Here is a 16,995-nt window from a genome sequence, read left to right on the forward strand (position 1 = left end):
GATGCCGATTTACGGTAGAGGAGATTTACGGGTTGTCACGTCTTAATGATTTTTTGAAAAAAAATAATATTGCTGTTAGCTCGGAGCTTCCAATAGTTCACACCACTCAAGGATTTAACCTTCAAAGTATTATGGGTTCTTCCGAACTTGCTCCAACACCATGCAATATCTTCGAAGGCGAAGATTTAAATTATTTTTTTTATGGAAAGCCATCATATAAATCTGCGGGGGACTTTGGACAATCTAAGCAGTGGGAAATGCCTATTTGCTTTCTCCTATCGCCTTCAGCGATCTCCAATATAAAACGCATCTACCCCTTTGATAGTGGTGCTTTTTTATCGGGTCGTCACCCAGATTATATTCGAAAGATGGGTATATCAGACTTTGAGGCAGCTCCATCTCCTGATACTCCGCGTAGAATTATTGGAGCATTTTTTGATAGTATTGATGATTTTTTTCGCCTAAAGCCGAAGGATGAGGATAAATTTAAAACAGAGTTCTCGTTAAGTCTTTTGGATGCTCAGGTTTTGGCGCTACGTGAGTTGGCTGGAGATACATCTTTGGCGACAATAGACGATAGACGTTTCGCTGTTGAGATTCAGAGTGATCAAAAATTAACTTTGAATGCTAGTTCGGTCGAGGCGGTTGTTATCTCTGATAGTTACTTCAGCATCGAAGAAGTGCGTAATTATATTACTGATATTCTGCAAGCCGAAATCATCATGTATTCCACTTACAGTTTGGCCGCGGCAGATCATACAGCACTAATTTACGACAAGGTTTGCCAATACCTATCTCATAAGGACGTTCTATGACGGTTTGGAAGTGTATCGGCGCTTTAAGCGTTACCAATAATCTCACTGCATTTAGCACGCCTATCTTTTTTTCCGGTGATGATGAGTTGCCTCACGCGCAGAGTGTAGATGAAAATGGAAACATCAAGAATATGTTTCCAATTCCTGCAGGCTACCTTAACACCATGAAGAAGCTTCCATGTGAAAAAGAACTGACCATCTCGGTCGGTGGTGAGGAAATTTTTGGATTTTTTATAGAACCTGACTGTCCGTTTTTTGGATCCGGTCAAGACTTAGAGGATTTCCTACTTAGCAACATTGAGGTCATCAAGCAATCACCCGTGGCATATCTCTCGGCGGTTCGATTTCTGGGACTCGGGGTTGAAGATGAAATTCATGCAATATGTGAAGTGGGGAATCTAATTAATAATGGGTATGTAAGAAAAGCTTTTATCAGTTTTGAACAATTCTGCGTCGGAAAATCAGAACAGACGAAGAATATTGAGAGTCTTATCGAGCAACTTTCCCAGAGTGGTAACTTTGCCACTACGCACACTATTATTGAAAAATTAATGAATCTGCAGGAATCGTTCGAGAGTCGCCATTTTAAGCAGGCATTACGTGCGTGCTTAAGTAATAATCAAGTGCATTGGATAGCTGGAGATGCAGATGTTAAGACATTTGTTAACTTTATTATAAATAATGGTCGGCTTAAGTTAACTGAGTCTGCACGCTCGACACTCTTTGATTAGATGGCATGAGGTTATAATCATTTTTGTGTCGGATAATTATCTATTTCCTCGTCCACTTACTCGAGGAAAAACACATGTGGATTTTTATAACGATTTTCATACTCGGAGAAGGCTTGTTTGACGCTCCTGCCTAGCCGTAGGTGTTTATGGTAAAAGATGTGGCACATAAGTGCGGCATTGTAAAATGAAGGGTCTTTGATCGGAGAAATATAATAATCGCATCGTGTGGCAGCTTTAAATTCTTTGCGCGGTGTCTTTTGACCTGAGAGGCAAGCCGTTGAGACAACGGTCTTTCCAGAGAGATTAAGACCAGCCGAAGCAATTTCTTCCATCGTTATGTGTTTCTCGTCAGGCGTCCAGAACCCAATAAATTTTTTTCGTTTCTTGTTAGGGCGTGTCGTCAGTTAAGCAGGATGATGATTGAGGCGAACTGCACGGCTGCGAGGAAGGTCGATTTCAGTTTATCGTAGCGGGTTGCGATAGCGCGAAACTGCTTGAGTTTATTGAAGAACCTCTCAACAAGGTTCCGTTCGCGGTAGAGAGAAAAATCGGTTTCCCGTCGTGTCGTTCTGTTGCGTTTTGGCGGGATGACCGGGGTAATCCCGCGCTGTATCAGCCGATCGATCAACCTGTCCGCGTCATACGCCCTGTCAGCAAGGAAAGCATCTGGGTCGATGTTTTCCAGAAGCGGTTCCGCCTGGGTGATATCGGCATCCTGTCCCGGTGTGATGTCGAGTTCCACCGGATTACCCAGAGCGTCGCAGATGGCATGGATCTTTGTAGTCAACCCGCCTCGTGATCGTCCGATGGCCTGATCCGTGCCCCTTTTTTGAGAGCTCCGGCACTATGCTGATGCGCCCGGACAATTGTGCTGTCGATCATCATGTATTCGTTGTCGTGATCAGCGGCCAGATAATGAAATATCCGTTCGATGACGCCGCTTTCACACCAGCGGCGCAGACGCCGGTGCACGTTTTTCCAGTCCCCGAAACGGGCAGGAAGGTCGCGCCATGGAATGCCCGCGCGATAGCGATACAGCACCGCCTCCACGAACAGACGGTTGTCCGCCGCAGTGCCGCCGACATAGCCTTCTCGACCGGGAAGAAGATCCTTTATCCGCTCCCACTGGTCATCGCGTAAACTATAGCGCCGCATCTGTCTGTCTCCCCCAAAAAAACGGGAAAACAGTCAACACACGCAGACACAAAGTACAACCCTCACGTGCCACACTCAGGGCTTAACTGACGACACGCCGTAGGGGGCTTTCTTAGGTACCCATGTGTCGCAATGTGAACTACATCGGCGACTGTGGGCACCGACGATAGCAGTTCCAGAAACTGCGTTTTTGTGCGCACAGAATGATAGTGGTTCGCAACGCCCATAAGGTTGAGCATATGACGGATAAATTTTCCTTCAGAGCCAGGGTCTTCCCCTTTGTCTTGGCAATCGATAATCAACACCGAACGCCTCGCCTCTTGCTGTTTCTGTCCGGACATATTCAATTCCTTATGGGCGTTTAAAATGAAGCCGCGCTCAGGTGCTTGTATATTAAACACGGCGGTCCTGATTTGAAAACCGGTCGAAAATGTTCGGCAGTCCTGCGCGCCAACAGGCTGTCCAATACTGTCTTCGATGGCATCGGGCACATCTTTGACGTAATATGCCATCTGTTCCACCTGAAACAATCTTACTGCCCCATAACACCATCCGTTCCATCGGTCTCATTAAGATGGGACCCTGTATATAAGTATACATGTTCATTACTATAAGTAATAAAGTAATTCCGGCGCTCTGAATGTCGACATATGAAAGTATATTATTAATACATACCGAGATGTCAAAAACATAGCCGTGCCGCATGAGTTTCTTGAACATGGACCATAATGTAAATGGTGGCTTTTCTTATCTCGGCGTTTGAAAACTGACCTTCCGCCCCCTCCTAATTGTCGACATTTTCTACCGGAAAAGCGGGGGCGGGTTTGTCTCGGTGTAGCTGTCAGAGTCAGAGGGCTGCGCGGAATTTCGTGACGGGTTGAGAGGGTAGGGGAAAGTCTCCTGTCCGCCCGTCATGGAGTTTTTCGCCATGGCGACCGCCATTCCCAAAATTACCCTGAGTTCCTCTCGTGATATCCCGTTCAACCGGCTGGTCCTGTCCCAGTCCAACGTGCGGCGGGTAAAGGCCGGCCTGTCGATTGAGGAACTGGCCCGCGACATCGAGCGCCGTGGGCTGTTGCAGAGCCTGAACGTCCGTCCCGTTCTCGACGACACCGGGGCCGAGACCGGCACTTACGAAGTCCCTGCCGGCGGACGGCGCTTTCGCGCGCTCGAACTGCTGGTGAAGCAGAAGAAACTGGCGAAGACCGCCCCCGTGCCCTGCGTCGTGCGCGAGGCCGGATCGGCCATTCTTGCCGAGGACGACTCTCTGGCCGAGAACGTCCAGCGCGTGGCCCTGCATCCGCTGGACCAGTTCCGCGCCTTTCGCGACATGCTGGAGAAGGGCATGTCCGAGGAGGAAATCGCAGCAGCGTTCTTCGTGGCGCCCGCCGTGGTCAAACAGCGCCTGCGCCTCATGACCGTGTCCGACAAACTGCTTGAGATATACGAACAGGATGGGATGCGGCTGGAACAGTTGATGGCCTTTTCCATCAGTGACGACCATGCACGGCAGGAACAGGTCTGGGAGATCGTGGCCCAGAGCCATAACCGTGAACCTTATGTCATCCGCCGCATGCTGACGGAGAAAACCGTGCGGGCCTCGGATCGTCGCGTGCGCTTCGTCGGACTGGACACCTATATTGCGGCCGGTGGTCCTATCATGCGCGACCTGTTCGAAGCGGATGACGGTGGGTGGCTGCAGGATCCCGCCATTCTGGACCGGCTGGTCATGGAAAAACTGCAGGCTGCTGCGGAGGACATCCGTGCCGAGGGCTGGAAATGGGTCGAGACCGCCCTGTCATTCCCATGGGGCCACACACGACATTTCGCGGAGATCAATGGCACTGAAGTGCCACTGACCGATGAGGAGACGGCCCAGCTTGACGCCCTGCGTGCCGAGCAGGAAACCATCGAGGCTGAATATGCCCAGGCCGATGAATATCCAGACGAGGTGGATGCAAGGCTGGGCGAGATCGAACAGGCCATCCTTGCCCTGGAGGAACGGCCTCTGGCGTTCGATCCTGCCGACATGGCGCGGGCCGGCGCGTTCGTCAGCCTCGACAGTAATGGCACATTGCAGGTTGAGCGGGGCTTCGTGCTGCCCGAGGACATGCCGACCGAGCCAGAGGAGGTCGATGACGCCGGCGGTGCCGATGGATACGATTATGCTGCGTATGACGGACAGGATGAACGTCTTGCTGATGATGGCGGCGACGGGGGCGGGGAGGGCAACAGCATTTCTCCCGACTTTGAGCCCGAGGAGGAAGACGGGATCAAGCCGCTGCCTGACCGGCTTCTCACCGAACTGACGGCGTGGCGCACGCTGGCCCTGCGGGATGCGGTCGCCAGCAATCCGCATATCGCCCTGACCGAATTCCTGCATACGCTGGTGCGTAATGTTTACTGGCAGACACCGGGTGCCGACTGCTTGGAAGCCTATGTCCGCGAAATCGCGCTGCGGGTTCATTCCTCCGACATGCCCGGCAGCCTGCCGGCCCATGCCCTTCGCCAGCGCAATGAGGGCTGGAAGCACGATCTGCCGGAAGACGAGGACGCGCTGTGGCACTGGATCGACGGGCTGGACAACACCAGTCGCATGGCCCTGCTGGCCCATTGCCTGTCCTTCGGCATCAACGCCTTGCATGAATCGTCTTATGGTCCGTCTCTGGCACGCAGCGTCCGGGAGCGGCTGGTCCGCGCCAACCGGCTTGCCACTGCGCTCAGGCTCGACCTGGTTGAGGCGGGCTGGCAGCCCACGGTCGAGAACTATCTCGGTCGGGTGACCAAGGCCCGCATCCTGCAGGCGGTGCGGGAAGCACGCGGCGATGAAGCGGCCGCGCGTATTGCGCATCTGAAAAAGCCCGAGATGGCGCGCGAGGCCGAGCGGCTGCTGGAAGGATCTGGCTGGCTGCCCGAGGCGTTGCGCACGGTGGGTGGCGCAGGGCAGACGCCTGTTGAAACAGTGACGGCAGGCGAGGGCGTGGAGGCTATCGCCGCTGAGTAAACTTCATGGGATTAGGAACTTTGAGACAGCGGCTTCCGGTGCCCGGAAGCCGCTTTTTTTCATGTCCGACATCCCGGAAAGAGGGAGAGGGCGGCTTCGCCTTCTGTGCCGAATAACCGGCATAGAGGAGAGTTTTCCATGACCACGACCACCATCCTGCCCCCTGCGTCGGGAGTGTCCTGAAGTCTGTGTATCTGGCCTGGCCCATGAGTTTTCAGATACTCAAGCGGCGAAGCGCTCGCCAAACATTATGGCGAACTGGTTGCGGGCTGCAAACCATTCCCGCACATTCCGCCCGTCTTTCTCAAAGTTGCGGATCGCCAGGTAGATCAGCTTTGCTGCGGCATCGTCAGTCGGGAACGAACCGCGCGTCTTGATCGATTTGCGGATGACCCGGTTCAGGCTTTCGATGGCGTTCGTCGTATATATGATCTTGCGGATCGCCGGATCGAAGGCAAAAAACGGGATCACTTCGGCCCATGCCCGGCGCCATGCCGGGGCGATTGACGCGTATTTCCCGGCCCATTTCTCCTCGAACTCATCGAGCTCTGCGGCTGCCAGGTCAGCGGTTGCGGCCCCGTAGATCCGGCGCAGGTCGGCAGCCACGGCCTTGCGGTCCTTCCATGAGCAGAAGTTCAGGCTGTGGCGGACCAGGTGGACTATGCAGGTCTGAACCATCGCCTCGGGAAAGGCGGCGGTGATGGCCTCGGGAAAGCCTTTCAGCCCGTCCACGACCGTGATCAGGATGTCCTGGATGCCCCGGTTTTTCAACTCGTTCATGACCGAAAGCCAGAATTTGGCGCCTTCATTCTCGGCGATCCAGAGCCCCAGAACCTCGCGCACCCCCTCGCGGGTGACACCGAGGGCGACGTAAACCGCCTTGTTTTTAACGGTCCGGCTGTCAGCATCGCGGATCTTTACCCGAAGGGCATCGAAGATCACGATGGGATACATCCGATCCAGCGCCCGGCCCTGCCACTCCCGGACCTCGTCCAGCACGGCATCGGTGACGCGACTGATCAGGTCAGGAGAGACCTTCAGGCCATAAAGATCAAGCAGATGGGTCTGAATGTCCCGGACAGTCAGACCGGCGGCATAGAGACCGATGATCCTGTCATCGATCCCGTCAATTCGGGTCTGGCCCTTCTTTACAAGCTCTGGTTCGAAGCTGCTGTCGCGGTCGCGCGGCACCGTCAAAGGCAAGGCACCGTCCTGGCCTTTGAGCACTTTGGTCGTGGAGCCATTCCGCCGGTTCGACTGGCCCGGCGGGGCAGCCTTGCCTTCCTCATAACCCAGATGCGCGGTCAACTCCGCACCCAGCATACGCTCCATGAGCCGAATTTTCAGCTCCTTCAGCAGACCGGCATCGCCGAGCAGGTCTTCAGGACGCTCCACGTCCGTCAGCAGTGCGTCCAGGATTTCTCTCGAGATGGTCATTCATGCTTCCTTTCGGGACAGCATGGACCAGATCAGTCATACACAGAAGATCGGACACTCTCCCTGCGTCCCGTGGCGCCGCGTCCGGCGGCTTCCGGATTGATCCCTCCCGTGGCAAGCGCAATGCTCGTGTATCGTCCGAATGGTTCTTGCGCCTCGATGATGAGCGCTACCTGTCGCTGTCCGACCTGCATGCCGCGACCCTGGCGCGGGCAGACCGCGCCACGGCCCGCACTGTGGAAAGCCGCGCCATTCGCGTCGAGGCATCCCGCGACAATGCCGAACGCCTGACTTTGACCGTGCCGGGGCAAAGCGAGCAGGTTTCACCGACACACTGGTCGTTCGGCCAGATGTGCAGCCTTGTTGGCGCACCGTCGTCCTACCTGCGCAATCTTCCCGCTCCACTGGCGGCGATCAACCTGCAGCACGGCCTGCTGTCGCACCGGGCCGAACTGATCAAAACACTGGAGACCGAGGGCGGCCGGGTTGAACTCCGGGCCGTGACCGGTCCAGATTATGGTCGCATCTGGGACCATGAACTGGTTGGTGCGGTGCGCAAGATCGCTGGGGATGGCACAGGCGATACAAACTGGAAGGTGCCCGGTGTGATTGACTGGGCGACCATGACCCATAATCCGTACGTGGACATCACCAAGGAAACCACGACGCTCTACGCATCTGATCGCGACGTGTTCCTGTTCCTTGTGGACGATACGCATCCGATCGAGGCTGGACGGCTGCCCAACGGCGACCCCGATCTCTATTTCCGGGGTTTCTATGCGTGGAATTCCGAAGTTGGCAGTAAAAGTCTTGGTATTGCGTCATTCTATCTGCGCGGGGTGTGTCAAAATAGAATGCTCTGGGGCGTGGAAAATTTCGAACAGATCACGATCCGGCACAGCAAGTTTGCGGCCTCGCGTTTCGTGCATCAGGCCACGCCAGCGCTACGGAATTTCGCCACGGCCAGCCCGGCCTCGTTCATCTCTGGCATTCAGGCCTCGCGCCGGACACTCGTTGCAAAAACAGACGATGACCGTGAAAGTTTCCTGCGTCGTCGTGGGTTCTCCAAACCGGAAACTACAAAGATCATCGAAACCGTGCTGCACGAGGAAGGGCGCAAGCCCGAGAGCGTGTTTGACTTCGTGCAGGGGATAACGGCACTGGCGCGGACGAAGACCAACCAGGACACACGGCTCGATCTTGAGGGCAGGGCGCGCAAGCTGATGGAGAAGGTCGGATGAAGCCGGCCATCATCAGAAACCGGCGTGGTGGGGAAGGGGCGGCGGACAAGGTCCGCCGCCTTTTGCCCGTCGGCAGGTCAGTCGTTCAGGCTGTCCTTCAGCGCCTTGGCAGGGGTGAAGGCCAGCTTGCGCGAAGCCGCGATCTGGATGGTCGCCCCCGTGGCCGGGTTGCGGCCTTCACGGGCGGCGACCTCTTTTACCTTGAACTTGCCGAAGTTCGGCAGGGTGATTTCATCACCCGCTTTCGCAGCTTCGGTCATCGCCTCGATCAGGGCGTCCAGCACCTTGCGGGTATCGGTCTTGCTCGTGTCGGTGGTGGTGGCGATATGATCGACCAGGTCGGCAATCTTCATGATGATGTCCTTCGTCCTCTGTCGGGCCTGTGCCCGTTGCCTGTGCCGTTACGGGGGAATCATGGCGGCATCAAGCCTGCAGGGAGGGTGCAATGACAGACGCGCATGCATGGGACGCTGGCGATCTGGCCCGCAGGCTGGCTGAAAACGCCGAGGCGGTGTGTCGTCATTATCTCTCGACCGGGCGACGGCACGGCAATTACTGGCTGGTCGGCGACGTTCATAACACTCCCGGCCGCTCACTTTATGTCCGCCTGCATGGGGGACCGGACGGGCGCGGGGCCGCCGGGCGCTGGACGGATGCCAGTACCGGTGCGTTCGGCGATCTGCTTGACATCATCCGCGATTGCCTCGGGCTTCTTGATTTCCGTGATGTCGCGGACGAGGCCCGTCGTTTCCTCAGCCTGCCACAACCGGCACCACGACTGGCCTCTGACCGTGGCCGTTCCCATGCGTTTGGCCACGATGCTGCCCCGCAGGCATCAGGAACCGCTGATTCCGCACGACGGCTCTGGGCCATGTCTCGTCCGATTGCCGGCACACTGGCGGAAATCTGGCTGCACCATCGTGACCTTACCCGCCTGACGGACCTGCCCTCGCTGCGTTTCCACCCAGACTGCTACTACCGCGCCGATGCCGACAGTCCGCCCGAGACCTGGCCCGCGATGATCGCCGCCGTTACCGACCTTGATGGCACTTTGACCGGCATGCATCGCACCTGGCTGGCGGCGGACGGGCGCGGTAAGGCACCGGTCGAACATCCGCGTCGCGCCCTGGGCGGGTTGCTCGGCCATGCCGTGCGCTTCGGGGTGGCGTCCGATGTGCTCGCTGCCGGGGAAGGCATCGAGACGGTCCTGTCGCTGCGGCAGGTTCTGCCCGATCTGCCACTGGCCGCCTGCCTGTCCTCGGCGCATCTCGCCGCCATGGTGTTTCCGTCCATGCTGCGTCGCCTCTACGTGCTGCGCGATGATGATCCCGCCGGAGACCATGCGGTAGCCACCCTGGTGGCCCGGACGCAGGAGGCCGGGATCGAGTGCCTCGTGCTGTCACCGCGTCTGGCGGATTTCAACGATGATCTGCGTTATCTCGGGCGTGGCGCGATGCGGGCGATCCTGCATCCGCAGCTTGCCCCGCAGGACGTGGCGCGGTTTCTGCATCCGGTCACGCACTGAGGCGGGCCGGGAAGGGAGCGTGCGGGTCATCGTCGTTTCCTGCCGTGGGGGGCTGTCCTGTTTCCGGATGAGGCGCGCCCGCGGCCTTTTCTGGAGGGGAGCGGGCGTCAGCCAGGCTGGGCCTGCAATGGCGGAGCCGGCTATTTTCCGCCGCGCGTGCCGCGCTTTGCATCGCGAAGCAAAATAGCCGTCTCCCTGCCATCCTCCACTGCGTTCCGGCCGCGCATTGCGCGGTTCCGGTCCGGCCTTCGTCTGCCGCTTTCCGCCCCCGGAAAGGCCGCGAGGGGCGCGGCCAGAACCGGAGGACAGACTCATGACCCGCACACAGGATGATTTCGAACCCGCCCACGCCACCTCTTCCACCGCCCATGTGCTGGCGGAACTCCAGCTCTACGGCCACCGTCCGTTTGAGGACGAGCCAGACGCGAGGCCGCTGCCCGACGCCAGCCAGATCGGGGGCGCGGTGGCTGACATCTTCGATGCCCTGTCAGCCACTCTGACCGACACCCGGCTGGAACCCGATCTCGAACCGCTGCTCTGGTCCACCGTCAACGTCTTTCACCGCATGGTCGGGCAGGTGGAGCGCGATCTCGACCGCAACGAGGCGGCGCAGAAACGCAGCCAGCAGGAACAGGATGGCAGCGAGATCCGTTCGGTGGAACTGGAACGCCTCATTGCCGAGGGGCTGACCCTGCTGGAGCGACGCAACGCGTACGAGATCTTCCGCGACCTCGCCTGCGACCAGTTCGAACGCCTGACGATGTCGCCCTGGCGCCCGCGTTCAGGCTCGCTGGTCAGTCGCAGCACCCTGACGGCGTCGATGATCGACAGCCGCGATTTCCTCAACGCCCGCCGCAAGGCCGAAACCGAACTGCTTGTGCCTCCCGGACCAAAGGTCGCGGTCACCGGCGGGCTCGATTTCGAGGACCATCACCTGATCTGGAGCCGGCTGGACAAGGTGCGCGAGAAGCACCCCGACATGGTGCTGCTGCATGGTGGTTCACCGAAGGGGGCGGAATTCATCGCCTCCCGCTGGGCCGATCATCGCGAGGTCGCGCAGATCGCCTTCAGGCCCGACTGGAACCGGCATGGCAAGGCGGCCCCGTTCCGGCGGAACGACGCCCTGCTGAAAGTCCTGCCCGTCGGGGTCATGGTGTTTCCGGGATCGGGCATTCAGGACAATCTGGCTGACAAGGCCAAACAGATGGGCATCCCGGTCTGGAGGTTCCACAGGGAGGCTGGCGCGTGAGCGCCAGCCGGATTGTCCATGACGGCGATGGTGTCAGCCCGGAAGACGGGTTGGCGCACTTTCCGTTTTCAGGCCGCCAGTTCCGTCCCGGCGCTGGCCGTCTCCGCAAGGGCATGGCGCACAATCTGTGTCCCGCCATGCAGGCCCAGTCCTCCCATGATGAAGGCCACGATGATATCGGGCCATCCCGTGCCGGTGCCAAAAACACCCAGTGCCGCCAGCAGTACCGCCAGATTGCCGATGGCGTCATTGCGCGAGCAGATCCAAACTGAGCGCATGTTCGCGTCCCCACTGCGGAAGCGGTACAGCATCAGGGCGACACCCCCATTGGCCAGCAGCGCCAGGCCGCCGATCAGGCCCATGGTTTCGGCATGTGGCAACGTACCTGACCAGGCGTGCCACAGCGTGTTGCCCAGCACCCAGAGGGCGAAGACCAGCATGGTGGCGCCTTTGAGCATTGCTGCCCGGCTGCGCCACGCCAGCGCCATGCCCGTGACGGTGAGGCTGATGGCGTAATTGGCGGTGTCTCCGAAGAAGTCGAGCGCATCCGCCTGCAGGGAGGCGGAACCCGCCATGACGCCGGCGACGATCTCGGTCAGGAAAAATCCGCCATTGACGATCAGGGCGATCCAGAGTGCTCGGTGCCAGCGACGGGCATCGTGACCGGTCGAGGGAGAGACGGAACTCGGGCAGCAGGAGTCATGACAGCAGGGCATGGCGACACTCTCGCAAAAGACGACGAGCACCCCATATCCACCCTGTAGTCACTACAGGGTCAAGAACTTCATGACGCAGACATATACGATCGGGGAACTTGGACGCCTGACGGACACGAAGGTCGAGACCGTCCGGTATTATGAACGTGTCGGACTGCTGCCGCATCCACCCCGAAGCAGTGGCAATTACCGCGTTTACGATGACGCGCATCTGGGGCGTCTCGGCTTTATCCGTCGGGCGCGTGAACTTGGGTTTTCACTGGACCAGGTGCGGGAACTGCTGGATCTGGCCGGGCAGACAACCCGGTCCTGTGAAGAGGTGGACGAGATTGTTCAGGCGCACGTCACGGATATAGAGCGCAGGATTCATGATTTGCAGACACTCCGGCAGGAACTGACACAACTCCTTGCGCAATGCCAGCATGGGAAAGTCGCCGAATGCCGGATTATCGGGGCGCTGCAGCCTTATGCGGACAGGCCGACGGCTGGGTAACGCCGAACTCCCCCCATCCAGCGCGTCTCACTGGTGGAAATTACATCCTTTATCACCCGGTAGGCCCCGACCGGAGAGACTGACGGGATGGGTTCAGGTGTTGTCTCCGTGCGCCTGCGGGTTTGGTCCAGTGGGAATGAAAATACCCTGCTTTCGTCATCGGTGACATGGCCGGGACATCCATGGCGAAAGAGGGATCGTCCAGACGGCTTCGATGGAGCGCACATGTGCTGGGGGCGGGGCCATGCGACGCGGCGCGAACGTGCCCATAAACAGGCGCGGATGATGGGCATCATGCCGGATTGGCTGTGGAAACGACCAGCAGCTTTTGCAGAACCCTTTAGCGGGCAGAGACAATTTCGCTCCAGACAGCACGGTCCCACCTTCATGGACCGGTCATGCCGGCATCGTATCTCCATGGGGCTGGCGGGTCCGCATACCATGGCCTCTGTCGGATGGCTGATCTAGCCGAAGACCGGCTGCGCCTCGATCGGCTGGCCGCAACGGCGTGCCAAAACTTTCTTCCCCTGACGGCTGCGCCGTCATTCCTCGCGAGCCAAGGAAGTTCCGGCCCTGCCGTCCTCCGCTGCGCTGCGGCCCCTGCGGGGTGCTCTGCCGCTCGCCTCCGGCTGGTCGATCGCCATCGAGGCCACGGTGGTCGCGGCCCGATAACAGCATGGAGATACGACAATGGCTAACATCGGTTCCTTCAAGAAGGTGGGCGAAGGCTTCGAAGGCGAAATCGTCACCCTGGCCCTGCAGGCCCGCAACGTCCGTCTGGTGGCGGAAACCAGCCGGGCCAACGACAACGCCCCCAACTACCGCGTCTACCTCGGACGGGTTGAACTCGGCGCCGCATGGACCCGTCGCTCCAGCGAAGGCCGCACCTATCTGAGCCTGAAGCTGGACGATCCTTCCTTCGCCGCCCCGATCTTCGCGAACCTGTTCACCGACGAGGAAGGGGAAGGCTACACCCTCATCTGGACCCGGCCCCGCAGCCGGAACGGGGAGTAAGCTCCTCACCATCAACCCCGCCCGGTCTCCCCGGGCGGGGCCTTCCGGCGCTTCTTTTCCCACGTGCTCTTTCGGGGCGCGGCGGCAGCGCTGGTCGCCCGACGTGGAAGGCAGGAGGAACAGGGGCTTTCCCTCAGCCTTCCCATTGTACCATGCGCGAGGGCGAACCGCGTCAAGGACGCGTGGTCCCCCCAATTTTGCCCGACGCACCCTTCGGGCGCGCCGAACAAAATCGGCTCCCCCACGCGCCGGCGAGCCGGTCGCCTGCGGCGATCCCTGACCCGGTCCGCCCCGGCATGAGCCCTCCGTCCTGTCTTCGAGAAACGAAAGGAACAGGACGATGACCACGCGACACGACCATATCCAGATGCTGCGCGCCGAACTGACCAGCTTTCACCTCAGCCGTCGCGAGCGGCAGCAGATCGAGCGCGAACTCAAAGAAGCGCTTGCCCGATGCGATGCCGAGCCCCCCGTCAGACGGGGGGCTTCCGGTTTTCGGGGCCAGACCTGTCGGTCAGCCGGAACGGGCATGATCATGCATCACGACCCTGTCAGAATGCACTGGTGCGGTGTGGTACCGACCTTTTTGGCGATACGGTCTCGTTGAGCCCCGTACTCCTTTTTCATCGCGATAACCGCAGCCATCGCCGAGGCTCCCATGCCCCGGAAGGCAGCGTTATGCGTCATTTCTGTTGCGGTTGTGCATCGTAATGCCAATGCACCGCCTTCCTCGCGGTATCTCCCTCCGTCTCTCGCCAGGCCGGTAATTCTGCCTACAGATGGGAGGAGTCCGTCATGGTCGAGCATCCGGAATGGCACGATCCGCAGTTCCGCGAGAATCTGCGTCTCCTTGATGGCCCCGGACTGGCGCAGGAACTGCTGCGACATATCCCTGTTTATGTGACCGGATACCGCCATATTCGCCAGCGGCTCGATACACTCACGGATCTCCGGGCACGCTATGAACTGGTGGGCAGTTTCGCTCGCCACTGGGGGTTATCCTGTTCCGGCTGATCCGGATGTTCCCGCATGGATTCAGCCCGCATTATGGAGCCCCGAAGCCTATCCAGGTGTGACAATTCTTGTCGAAGCCCCGGAGGGTTTTCATGTTCGCACGATCCCCGCGCGCTTTCTTCACGGGCTATCCCCGGCGGAGCAGTCGCCCGGCATCCTTGTCGTTGTCGTCTCTCCCGATGACGGTGGCCATCATCTGCAGATACGGGGGCGCGCGGCCTCTGCCCGTCCGGCCGCGCTCATTCCTCTGGATGGAGCCGAGGAAATTCGTATTGCGCAGCTACGGCGTTTTCTGAAACGCCTCACCGGCACATCTGTTCCCGGACTGCCGCGCTCGCTCTCGCTGCCGCCTTACCACGTCTGGCGGATGGCCGATGTCATCTGCGCGTATGCCGGGCGTATGGCCGGGGCCTCGCAGCGTGAGATCGGTCGGGTTCTGGATCCGTCTGTCCGCACCATGAATGCCCGACAGTGGGATACATCGTCCCAGCGTGCGCGTGTCGGACGCCTGCTGAAGCGGGCTGCACGTCTCGCTGACCGACGCGAATATGTTTCCCTCCTGCGACCGGACCGTTTCCGCCTGCGGGCCTGACCCCCACCTGTTCTGACACCGCGACAGGACCGTACGCGCATAGGGGCGATCGTTTTTCGCACGTCTCCCTCACGACAATTATTGCCGAAGCTTCGCGTGGTTACGCCCGAAATGACGGAGGCCGACATGACGCTCTCACATCCACGTCAGGACAGTTTCCTGCGCGAGCAGCTCCTCACCACACCGCAGGCAGCCCATAAGCTTAACATCTCGCCACGTACGCTGGAACGCTATCGGTGTCGTGGCAGCGGCCCGATCTTTCGCAAGATGGGCGGGCGCGTGCTCTACCACGTCGATGATATCCGCGTGTGGGTCGAGAATGTGGCCTGCCGTTCCACGTCCGAGACGGCCTACGAGGTCGCCCGGATGCTTGGCAGCCGCAAGCACGGGAGGGGGCCATGATGTCCTTTCCCGTATCGCGGGCCGTTACGCCATGCCTGCTGATCGACCTTATGTCGTGGCCGTTCTTCAGCCTCAGCAAATCGCCGCGGCATGTGCCGGTCAGCTTTCGCATGGGCCACGTTACCATGCACGTGACCGGGCGGGATGACAGTCCCATGGCGACGATCTGGGATGCGGACATCCTGATCTGGGCCGTCTCGACCCTAGTGGCAGCCCGGCGCCGGGGACAGCCTCTGTCGCCGCACGTCCGGGGCAGCATGCGCGATGTCCTGCGCTTTCTCGACCGGGGCGAGACGTCTGCTCGGTACGCACGGCTGCGGGCGGGACTGGAACGGCTGGCTGGAACCCGTGTCACGACATCCCTGCGCCAGACCCGCGAAGGCGCGCTCGGGTTTTCGTGGGTTGTCGCCTGGCAGGAACGACGGGGCAACCTCGATCTCGTCCTCCCGCAATGGTTGTGCGATGCGGTCGGCCGCCGCGCGGTTCTGGACCTCGATCCGCGCTATTTCGCGCTGACCGGTGGCTTCGAGCGCTGGCTCTACCTTCTCGTGCGACGGCATGCCGGTCGCCAGAAAGATGGCTGGGCCTTTGACCTGCCACATCTGCACGAGAAATCGGCCTCGCGCTCACCTTATCCCCGCTTCGTCTTCGAGATCCGTCGCCTTGTTACCGCCGACAGTCTGCCTGGCTATCGGCTGCGGCTGGAGGCGTCGTCGGGGGACGTTCCGGTGCTCCATTTCGTGCCTGCCTCAGAAACTTATCCACATGATCTTGTGGATAACCATGTGGAGGACTCGTGATGCCATTCGGCCTATCAGGAATCGATTTCCCGGCCTATCGGGAATGGGATGTTGCTCTAATCAATTGTTATAAAAGGGGAAAATCGCGCTCTCTAAGAGTGCTAAATAGTATAACTATTCAGTACTTGTACACCGCGCCGGGGCGCGCGCGTGAGTTCTCGATTACCACAAAAAGCGACGGATTTAGCTCGACATTTCCCGACAGTCCTGCGCCGCGTCCCGACTTTTTGCGAGCAGGCGCTCTGCTCGGGAAGAGACGCGCGTGTGGCGGCAGGCGGTTCATCGTGATGCAGCGGGACTGCTGTCAGAGCGCAACCACCATCCATCCTCCTGTCGCGGGAGAATGCCCATGAACCACGCATCTCGCGAGGTGATGACACATCTCGAACTGACCTGGCTGGAGAAGCGGATCGAACAGTGGCTGCGTTTCGGTCATGCGCTGGAAACGCAACCGATCGATCGGTATCGCCGCCGTCTGTGTTTCGCGCCGGGCACGGTGTTCGCCCTGCTGCGCTGGACACAGGCGGATTGCGGGGCGGCAGCCTGTTGCATCGATATCGTGCGGGCACCTTATGCGGGTGAGCCACGGGAACGCCTGCCGTTCGTGCCGACGGGTGCGGACCGTCTGCTGCATCGTAGCGGCTGGGCGCAGGTGCGGACCGTCCTTGCCGTCATCGACGCGCTGGAACGGCGCCGGATCAATCCCGTGCATGTCTGTCCATCCTACTGGCAGCAGCTTGCCAACGGTCTGCAGGAACGCGGCATCGTGCCGTCCTACACGACCGCACGGCATGAAGCCTAGCTATG

General features: G+C 59.3%; 19 protein-coding genes. 14 read left to right on the plus strand and 5 right to left on the minus strand.

Features of this window, described 5'->3' with window-relative positions:
• Positions 1–32: 32 nt before the first annotated feature.
• Together KSAC_RS13665 and KSAC_RS13670 are read left to right on the plus strand one after the other, a co-directional pair.
• Positions 33–815 (plus strand): hypothetical protein, encoded by a 783-nt coding sequence (locus KSAC_RS13665; RefSeq protein ID WP_132305844.1) that lies wholly within the window; start codon positions 33–35, stop codon positions 813–815.
• Positions 812–1,546 carry a hypothetical protein gene (locus KSAC_RS13670; RefSeq protein WP_132305846.1) on the plus strand — a complete coding sequence of 245 codons (735 nt, stop codon included), beginning with the start codon at positions 812–814 and terminating at the stop codon, positions 1,544–1,546. The genes KSAC_RS13665 and KSAC_RS13670 overlap by 4 nt, the downstream gene beginning before the upstream one ends.
• A 400-nt stretch (positions 1,547–1,946) precedes the next feature.
• Here the strand turns inward: KSAC_RS13670 and KSAC_RS13675 are convergent.
• Together KSAC_RS13675 and KSAC_RS17855 are read right to left on the minus strand one after the other, a co-directional pair.
• Positions 1,947–2,701, minus strand: a protein-coding gene (locus tag KSAC_RS13675) for an IS5 family transposase (RefSeq protein WP_132305848.1) whose coding sequence is annotated in 2 segments (ribosomal slippage) — positions 1,947–2,362 and positions 2,362–2,701 — 756 coding nt in all. Because the reading frame shifts where the segments join, the coding sequence is not laid out codon by codon here.
• Positions 2,702–2,763: 62 nt separating this feature from the next.
• Positions 2,764–3,222 carry a hypothetical protein gene (locus tag KSAC_RS17855; protein WP_165927328.1) on the minus strand — a complete coding sequence of 153 codons (459 nt, stop codon included), beginning with the start codon at positions 3,220–3,222 and terminating at the stop codon, positions 2,764–2,766.
• Positions 3,223–3,629: 407 nt separating this feature from the next.
• Here KSAC_RS17855 and KSAC_RS13685 point away from each other — a divergent pair, with 407 nt between their 5' ends.
• Positions 3,630–5,705 (plus strand): ParB/RepB/Spo0J family partition protein, encoded by a 2,076-nt coding sequence (locus KSAC_RS13685; protein WP_132306299.1) that lies wholly within the window; start codon positions 3,630–3,632, stop codon positions 5,703–5,705.
• A 222-nt stretch (positions 5,706–5,927) separates the two neighbouring features.
• On the opposite strand, the gene KSAC_RS13690 is transcribed toward KSAC_RS13685, so the two are convergent.
• Positions 5,928–7,142, minus strand: coding sequence for an IS256 family transposase (locus KSAC_RS13690; protein ID WP_132304347.1), 1,215 nt, complete (start codon positions 7,140–7,142; stop codon positions 5,928–5,930).
• 2 nt (positions 7,143–7,144) lie between these two features.
• Here KSAC_RS13690 and KSAC_RS13695 point away from each other — a divergent pair, with 2 nt between their 5' ends.
• A complete protein-coding gene (locus tag KSAC_RS13695) occupies positions 7,145–8,383 on the plus strand; it encodes a DUF932 domain-containing protein (protein ID WP_132305852.1) in 1,239 nt (412 codons plus the stop codon).
• 77 nt (positions 8,384–8,460) lie between these two features.
• Here the strand turns inward: KSAC_RS13695 and KSAC_RS13700 are convergent, their stop codons facing one another.
• A complete protein-coding gene (locus KSAC_RS13700; RefSeq protein ID WP_132305854.1) occupies positions 8,461–8,736 on the minus strand; it encodes an HU family DNA-binding protein in 276 nt (91 codons plus the stop codon).
• Positions 8,737–8,828: 92 nt separating this feature from the next.
• On the opposite strand from KSAC_RS13700, the gene KSAC_RS13705 reads away from it, so the two are divergent.
• Positions 8,829–9,908 carry a DUF7146 domain-containing protein gene (locus tag KSAC_RS13705; RefSeq protein ID WP_132305856.1) on the plus strand — a complete coding sequence of 360 codons (1,080 nt, stop codon included), beginning with the start codon at positions 8,829–8,831 and terminating at the stop codon, positions 9,906–9,908.
• A gap of 313 nt (positions 9,909–10,221) precedes the next feature.
• Positions 10,222–11,157, plus strand: a complete 936-nt coding sequence (locus tag KSAC_RS13710) for a DUF2493 domain-containing protein (protein ID WP_132305858.1) — start codon at positions 10,222–10,224, stop codon at positions 11,155–11,157.
• A 68-nt stretch (positions 11,158–11,225) separates the two neighbouring features.
• On the opposite strand, the gene KSAC_RS13715 is transcribed toward KSAC_RS13710, so the two are convergent.
• The gene (locus KSAC_RS13715) at positions 11,226–11,903 is read right to left on the minus strand and encodes a cation transporter (protein WP_456305939.1); all 678 of its coding nucleotides are present in this window, start codon (positions 11,901–11,903) and stop codon (positions 11,226–11,228) included.
• Between the two features lie 40 nt (positions 11,904–11,943).
• Here KSAC_RS13715 and KSAC_RS13720 point away from each other — a divergent pair, with 40 nt between their 5' ends.
• From KSAC_RS13720 to KSAC_RS13765, 8 genes are all read left to right on the plus strand, one after another.
• Positions 11,944–12,366: a MerR family transcriptional regulator gene (locus tag KSAC_RS13720; protein WP_132305860.1), complete on the plus strand. Its 423-nt coding sequence runs from the start codon at positions 11,944–11,946 to the stop codon at positions 12,364–12,366.
• Positions 12,367–13,056: 690 nt separating this feature from the next.
• Entirely contained in the window at positions 13,057–13,380 is a 324-nt protein-coding gene (locus tag KSAC_RS13730; protein WP_132305862.1) for a DUF736 domain-containing protein, read from the plus strand.
• A 340-nt stretch (positions 13,381–13,720) separates the two neighbouring features.
• Positions 13,721–13,987 carry a hypothetical protein gene (locus tag KSAC_RS13740; RefSeq protein ID WP_132305864.1) on the plus strand — a complete coding sequence of 89 codons (267 nt, stop codon included), beginning with the start codon at positions 13,721–13,723 and terminating at the stop codon, positions 13,985–13,987.
• A gap of 188 nt (positions 13,988–14,175) precedes the next feature.
• Positions 14,176–14,394: a transcriptional regulator domain-containing protein gene (locus KSAC_RS13745; RefSeq protein ID WP_132305866.1), complete on the plus strand. Its 219-nt coding sequence runs from the start codon at positions 14,176–14,178 to the stop codon at positions 14,392–14,394.
• Between the two features lie 58 nt (positions 14,395–14,452).
• Positions 14,453–14,986 carry a DUF2285 domain-containing protein gene (locus tag KSAC_RS13750; protein WP_165927329.1) on the plus strand — a complete coding sequence of 178 codons (534 nt, stop codon included), beginning with the start codon at positions 14,453–14,455 and terminating at the stop codon, positions 14,984–14,986.
• A gap of 126 nt (positions 14,987–15,112) precedes the next feature.
• Positions 15,113–15,388: a helix-turn-helix transcriptional regulator gene (locus KSAC_RS13755; RefSeq protein ID WP_110548184.1), complete on the plus strand. Its 276-nt coding sequence runs from the start codon at positions 15,113–15,115 to the stop codon at positions 15,386–15,388.
• The gene (locus tag KSAC_RS13760; RefSeq protein ID WP_243705231.1) at positions 15,385–16,188 is read left to right on the plus strand and encodes a replication initiator protein A; all 804 of its coding nucleotides are present in this window, start codon (positions 15,385–15,387) and stop codon (positions 16,186–16,188) included. Before KSAC_RS13755 ends, KSAC_RS13760 begins: the two co-directional genes overlap by 4 nt.
• Positions 16,189–16,537: 349 nt before the next feature.
• Positions 16,538–16,990 carry a DUF2840 domain-containing protein gene (locus KSAC_RS13765; protein ID WP_132305870.1) on the plus strand — a complete coding sequence of 151 codons (453 nt, stop codon included), beginning with the start codon at positions 16,538–16,540 and terminating at the stop codon, positions 16,988–16,990.
• Positions 16,991–16,995: the final 5 nt, after the last annotated feature.

The sequence above is a fragment of the Komagataeibacter saccharivorans genome, assembly GCF_004348195.1.
Lineage (GTDB): Bacteria > Pseudomonadota > Alphaproteobacteria > Acetobacterales > Acetobacteraceae > Komagataeibacter > Komagataeibacter saccharivorans.

What these genes read in the sequence shown, in the direction of transcription:
- KSAC_RS13670 (WP_132305846.1), top strand. Translation starts at nt 812, where the DNA reads ATGACGGTTTGGAAGTGTATCGGCGCTTTAAGCGTTACCAATAATCTC.
- KSAC_RS13685 (WP_132306299.1), top strand. Translation starts at nt 3,630, where the DNA reads ATGGCGACCGCCATTCCCAAAATTACCCTGAGTTCCTCTCGTGATATC.
- KSAC_RS13690 (WP_132304347.1), bottom strand. Translation starts at nt 7,142, where the DNA reads ATGACCATCTCGAGAGAAATCCTGGACGCACTGCTGACGGACGTGGAG.
- KSAC_RS13695 (WP_132305852.1), top strand. Translation starts at nt 7,145, where the DNA reads ATGCTTCCTTTCGGGACAGCATGGACCAGATCAGTCATACACAGAAGA.
- KSAC_RS13700 (WP_132305854.1), bottom strand. Translation starts at nt 8,736, where the DNA reads ATGAAGATTGCCGACCTGGTCGATCATATCGCCACCACCACCGACACG.
- KSAC_RS13705 (WP_132305856.1), top strand. Translation starts at nt 8,829, where the DNA reads ATGACAGACGCGCATGCATGGGACGCTGGCGATCTGGCCCGCAGGCTG.
- KSAC_RS13710 (WP_132305858.1), top strand. Translation starts at nt 10,222, where the DNA reads ATGACCCGCACACAGGATGATTTCGAACCCGCCCACGCCACCTCTTCC.
- KSAC_RS13720 (WP_132305860.1), top strand. Translation starts at nt 11,944, where the DNA reads ATGACGCAGACATATACGATCGGGGAACTTGGACGCCTGACGGACACG.
- KSAC_RS13730 (WP_132305862.1), top strand. Translation starts at nt 13,057, where the DNA reads ATGGCTAACATCGGTTCCTTCAAGAAGGTGGGCGAAGGCTTCGAAGGC.
- KSAC_RS13740 (WP_132305864.1), top strand. Translation starts at nt 13,721, where the DNA reads ATGACCACGCGACACGACCATATCCAGATGCTGCGCGCCGAACTGACC.
- KSAC_RS13745 (WP_132305866.1), top strand. Translation starts at nt 14,176, where the DNA reads ATGGTCGAGCATCCGGAATGGCACGATCCGCAGTTCCGCGAGAATCTG.
- KSAC_RS13755 (WP_110548184.1), top strand. Translation starts at nt 15,113, where the DNA reads ATGACGCTCTCACATCCACGTCAGGACAGTTTCCTGCGCGAGCAGCTC.
- KSAC_RS13760 (WP_243705231.1), top strand. Translation starts at nt 15,385, where the DNA reads ATGATGTCCTTTCCCGTATCGCGGGCCGTTACGCCATGCCTGCTGATC.
- KSAC_RS13765 (WP_132305870.1), top strand. Translation starts at nt 16,538, where the DNA reads ATGAACCACGCATCTCGCGAGGTGATGACACATCTCGAACTGACCTGG.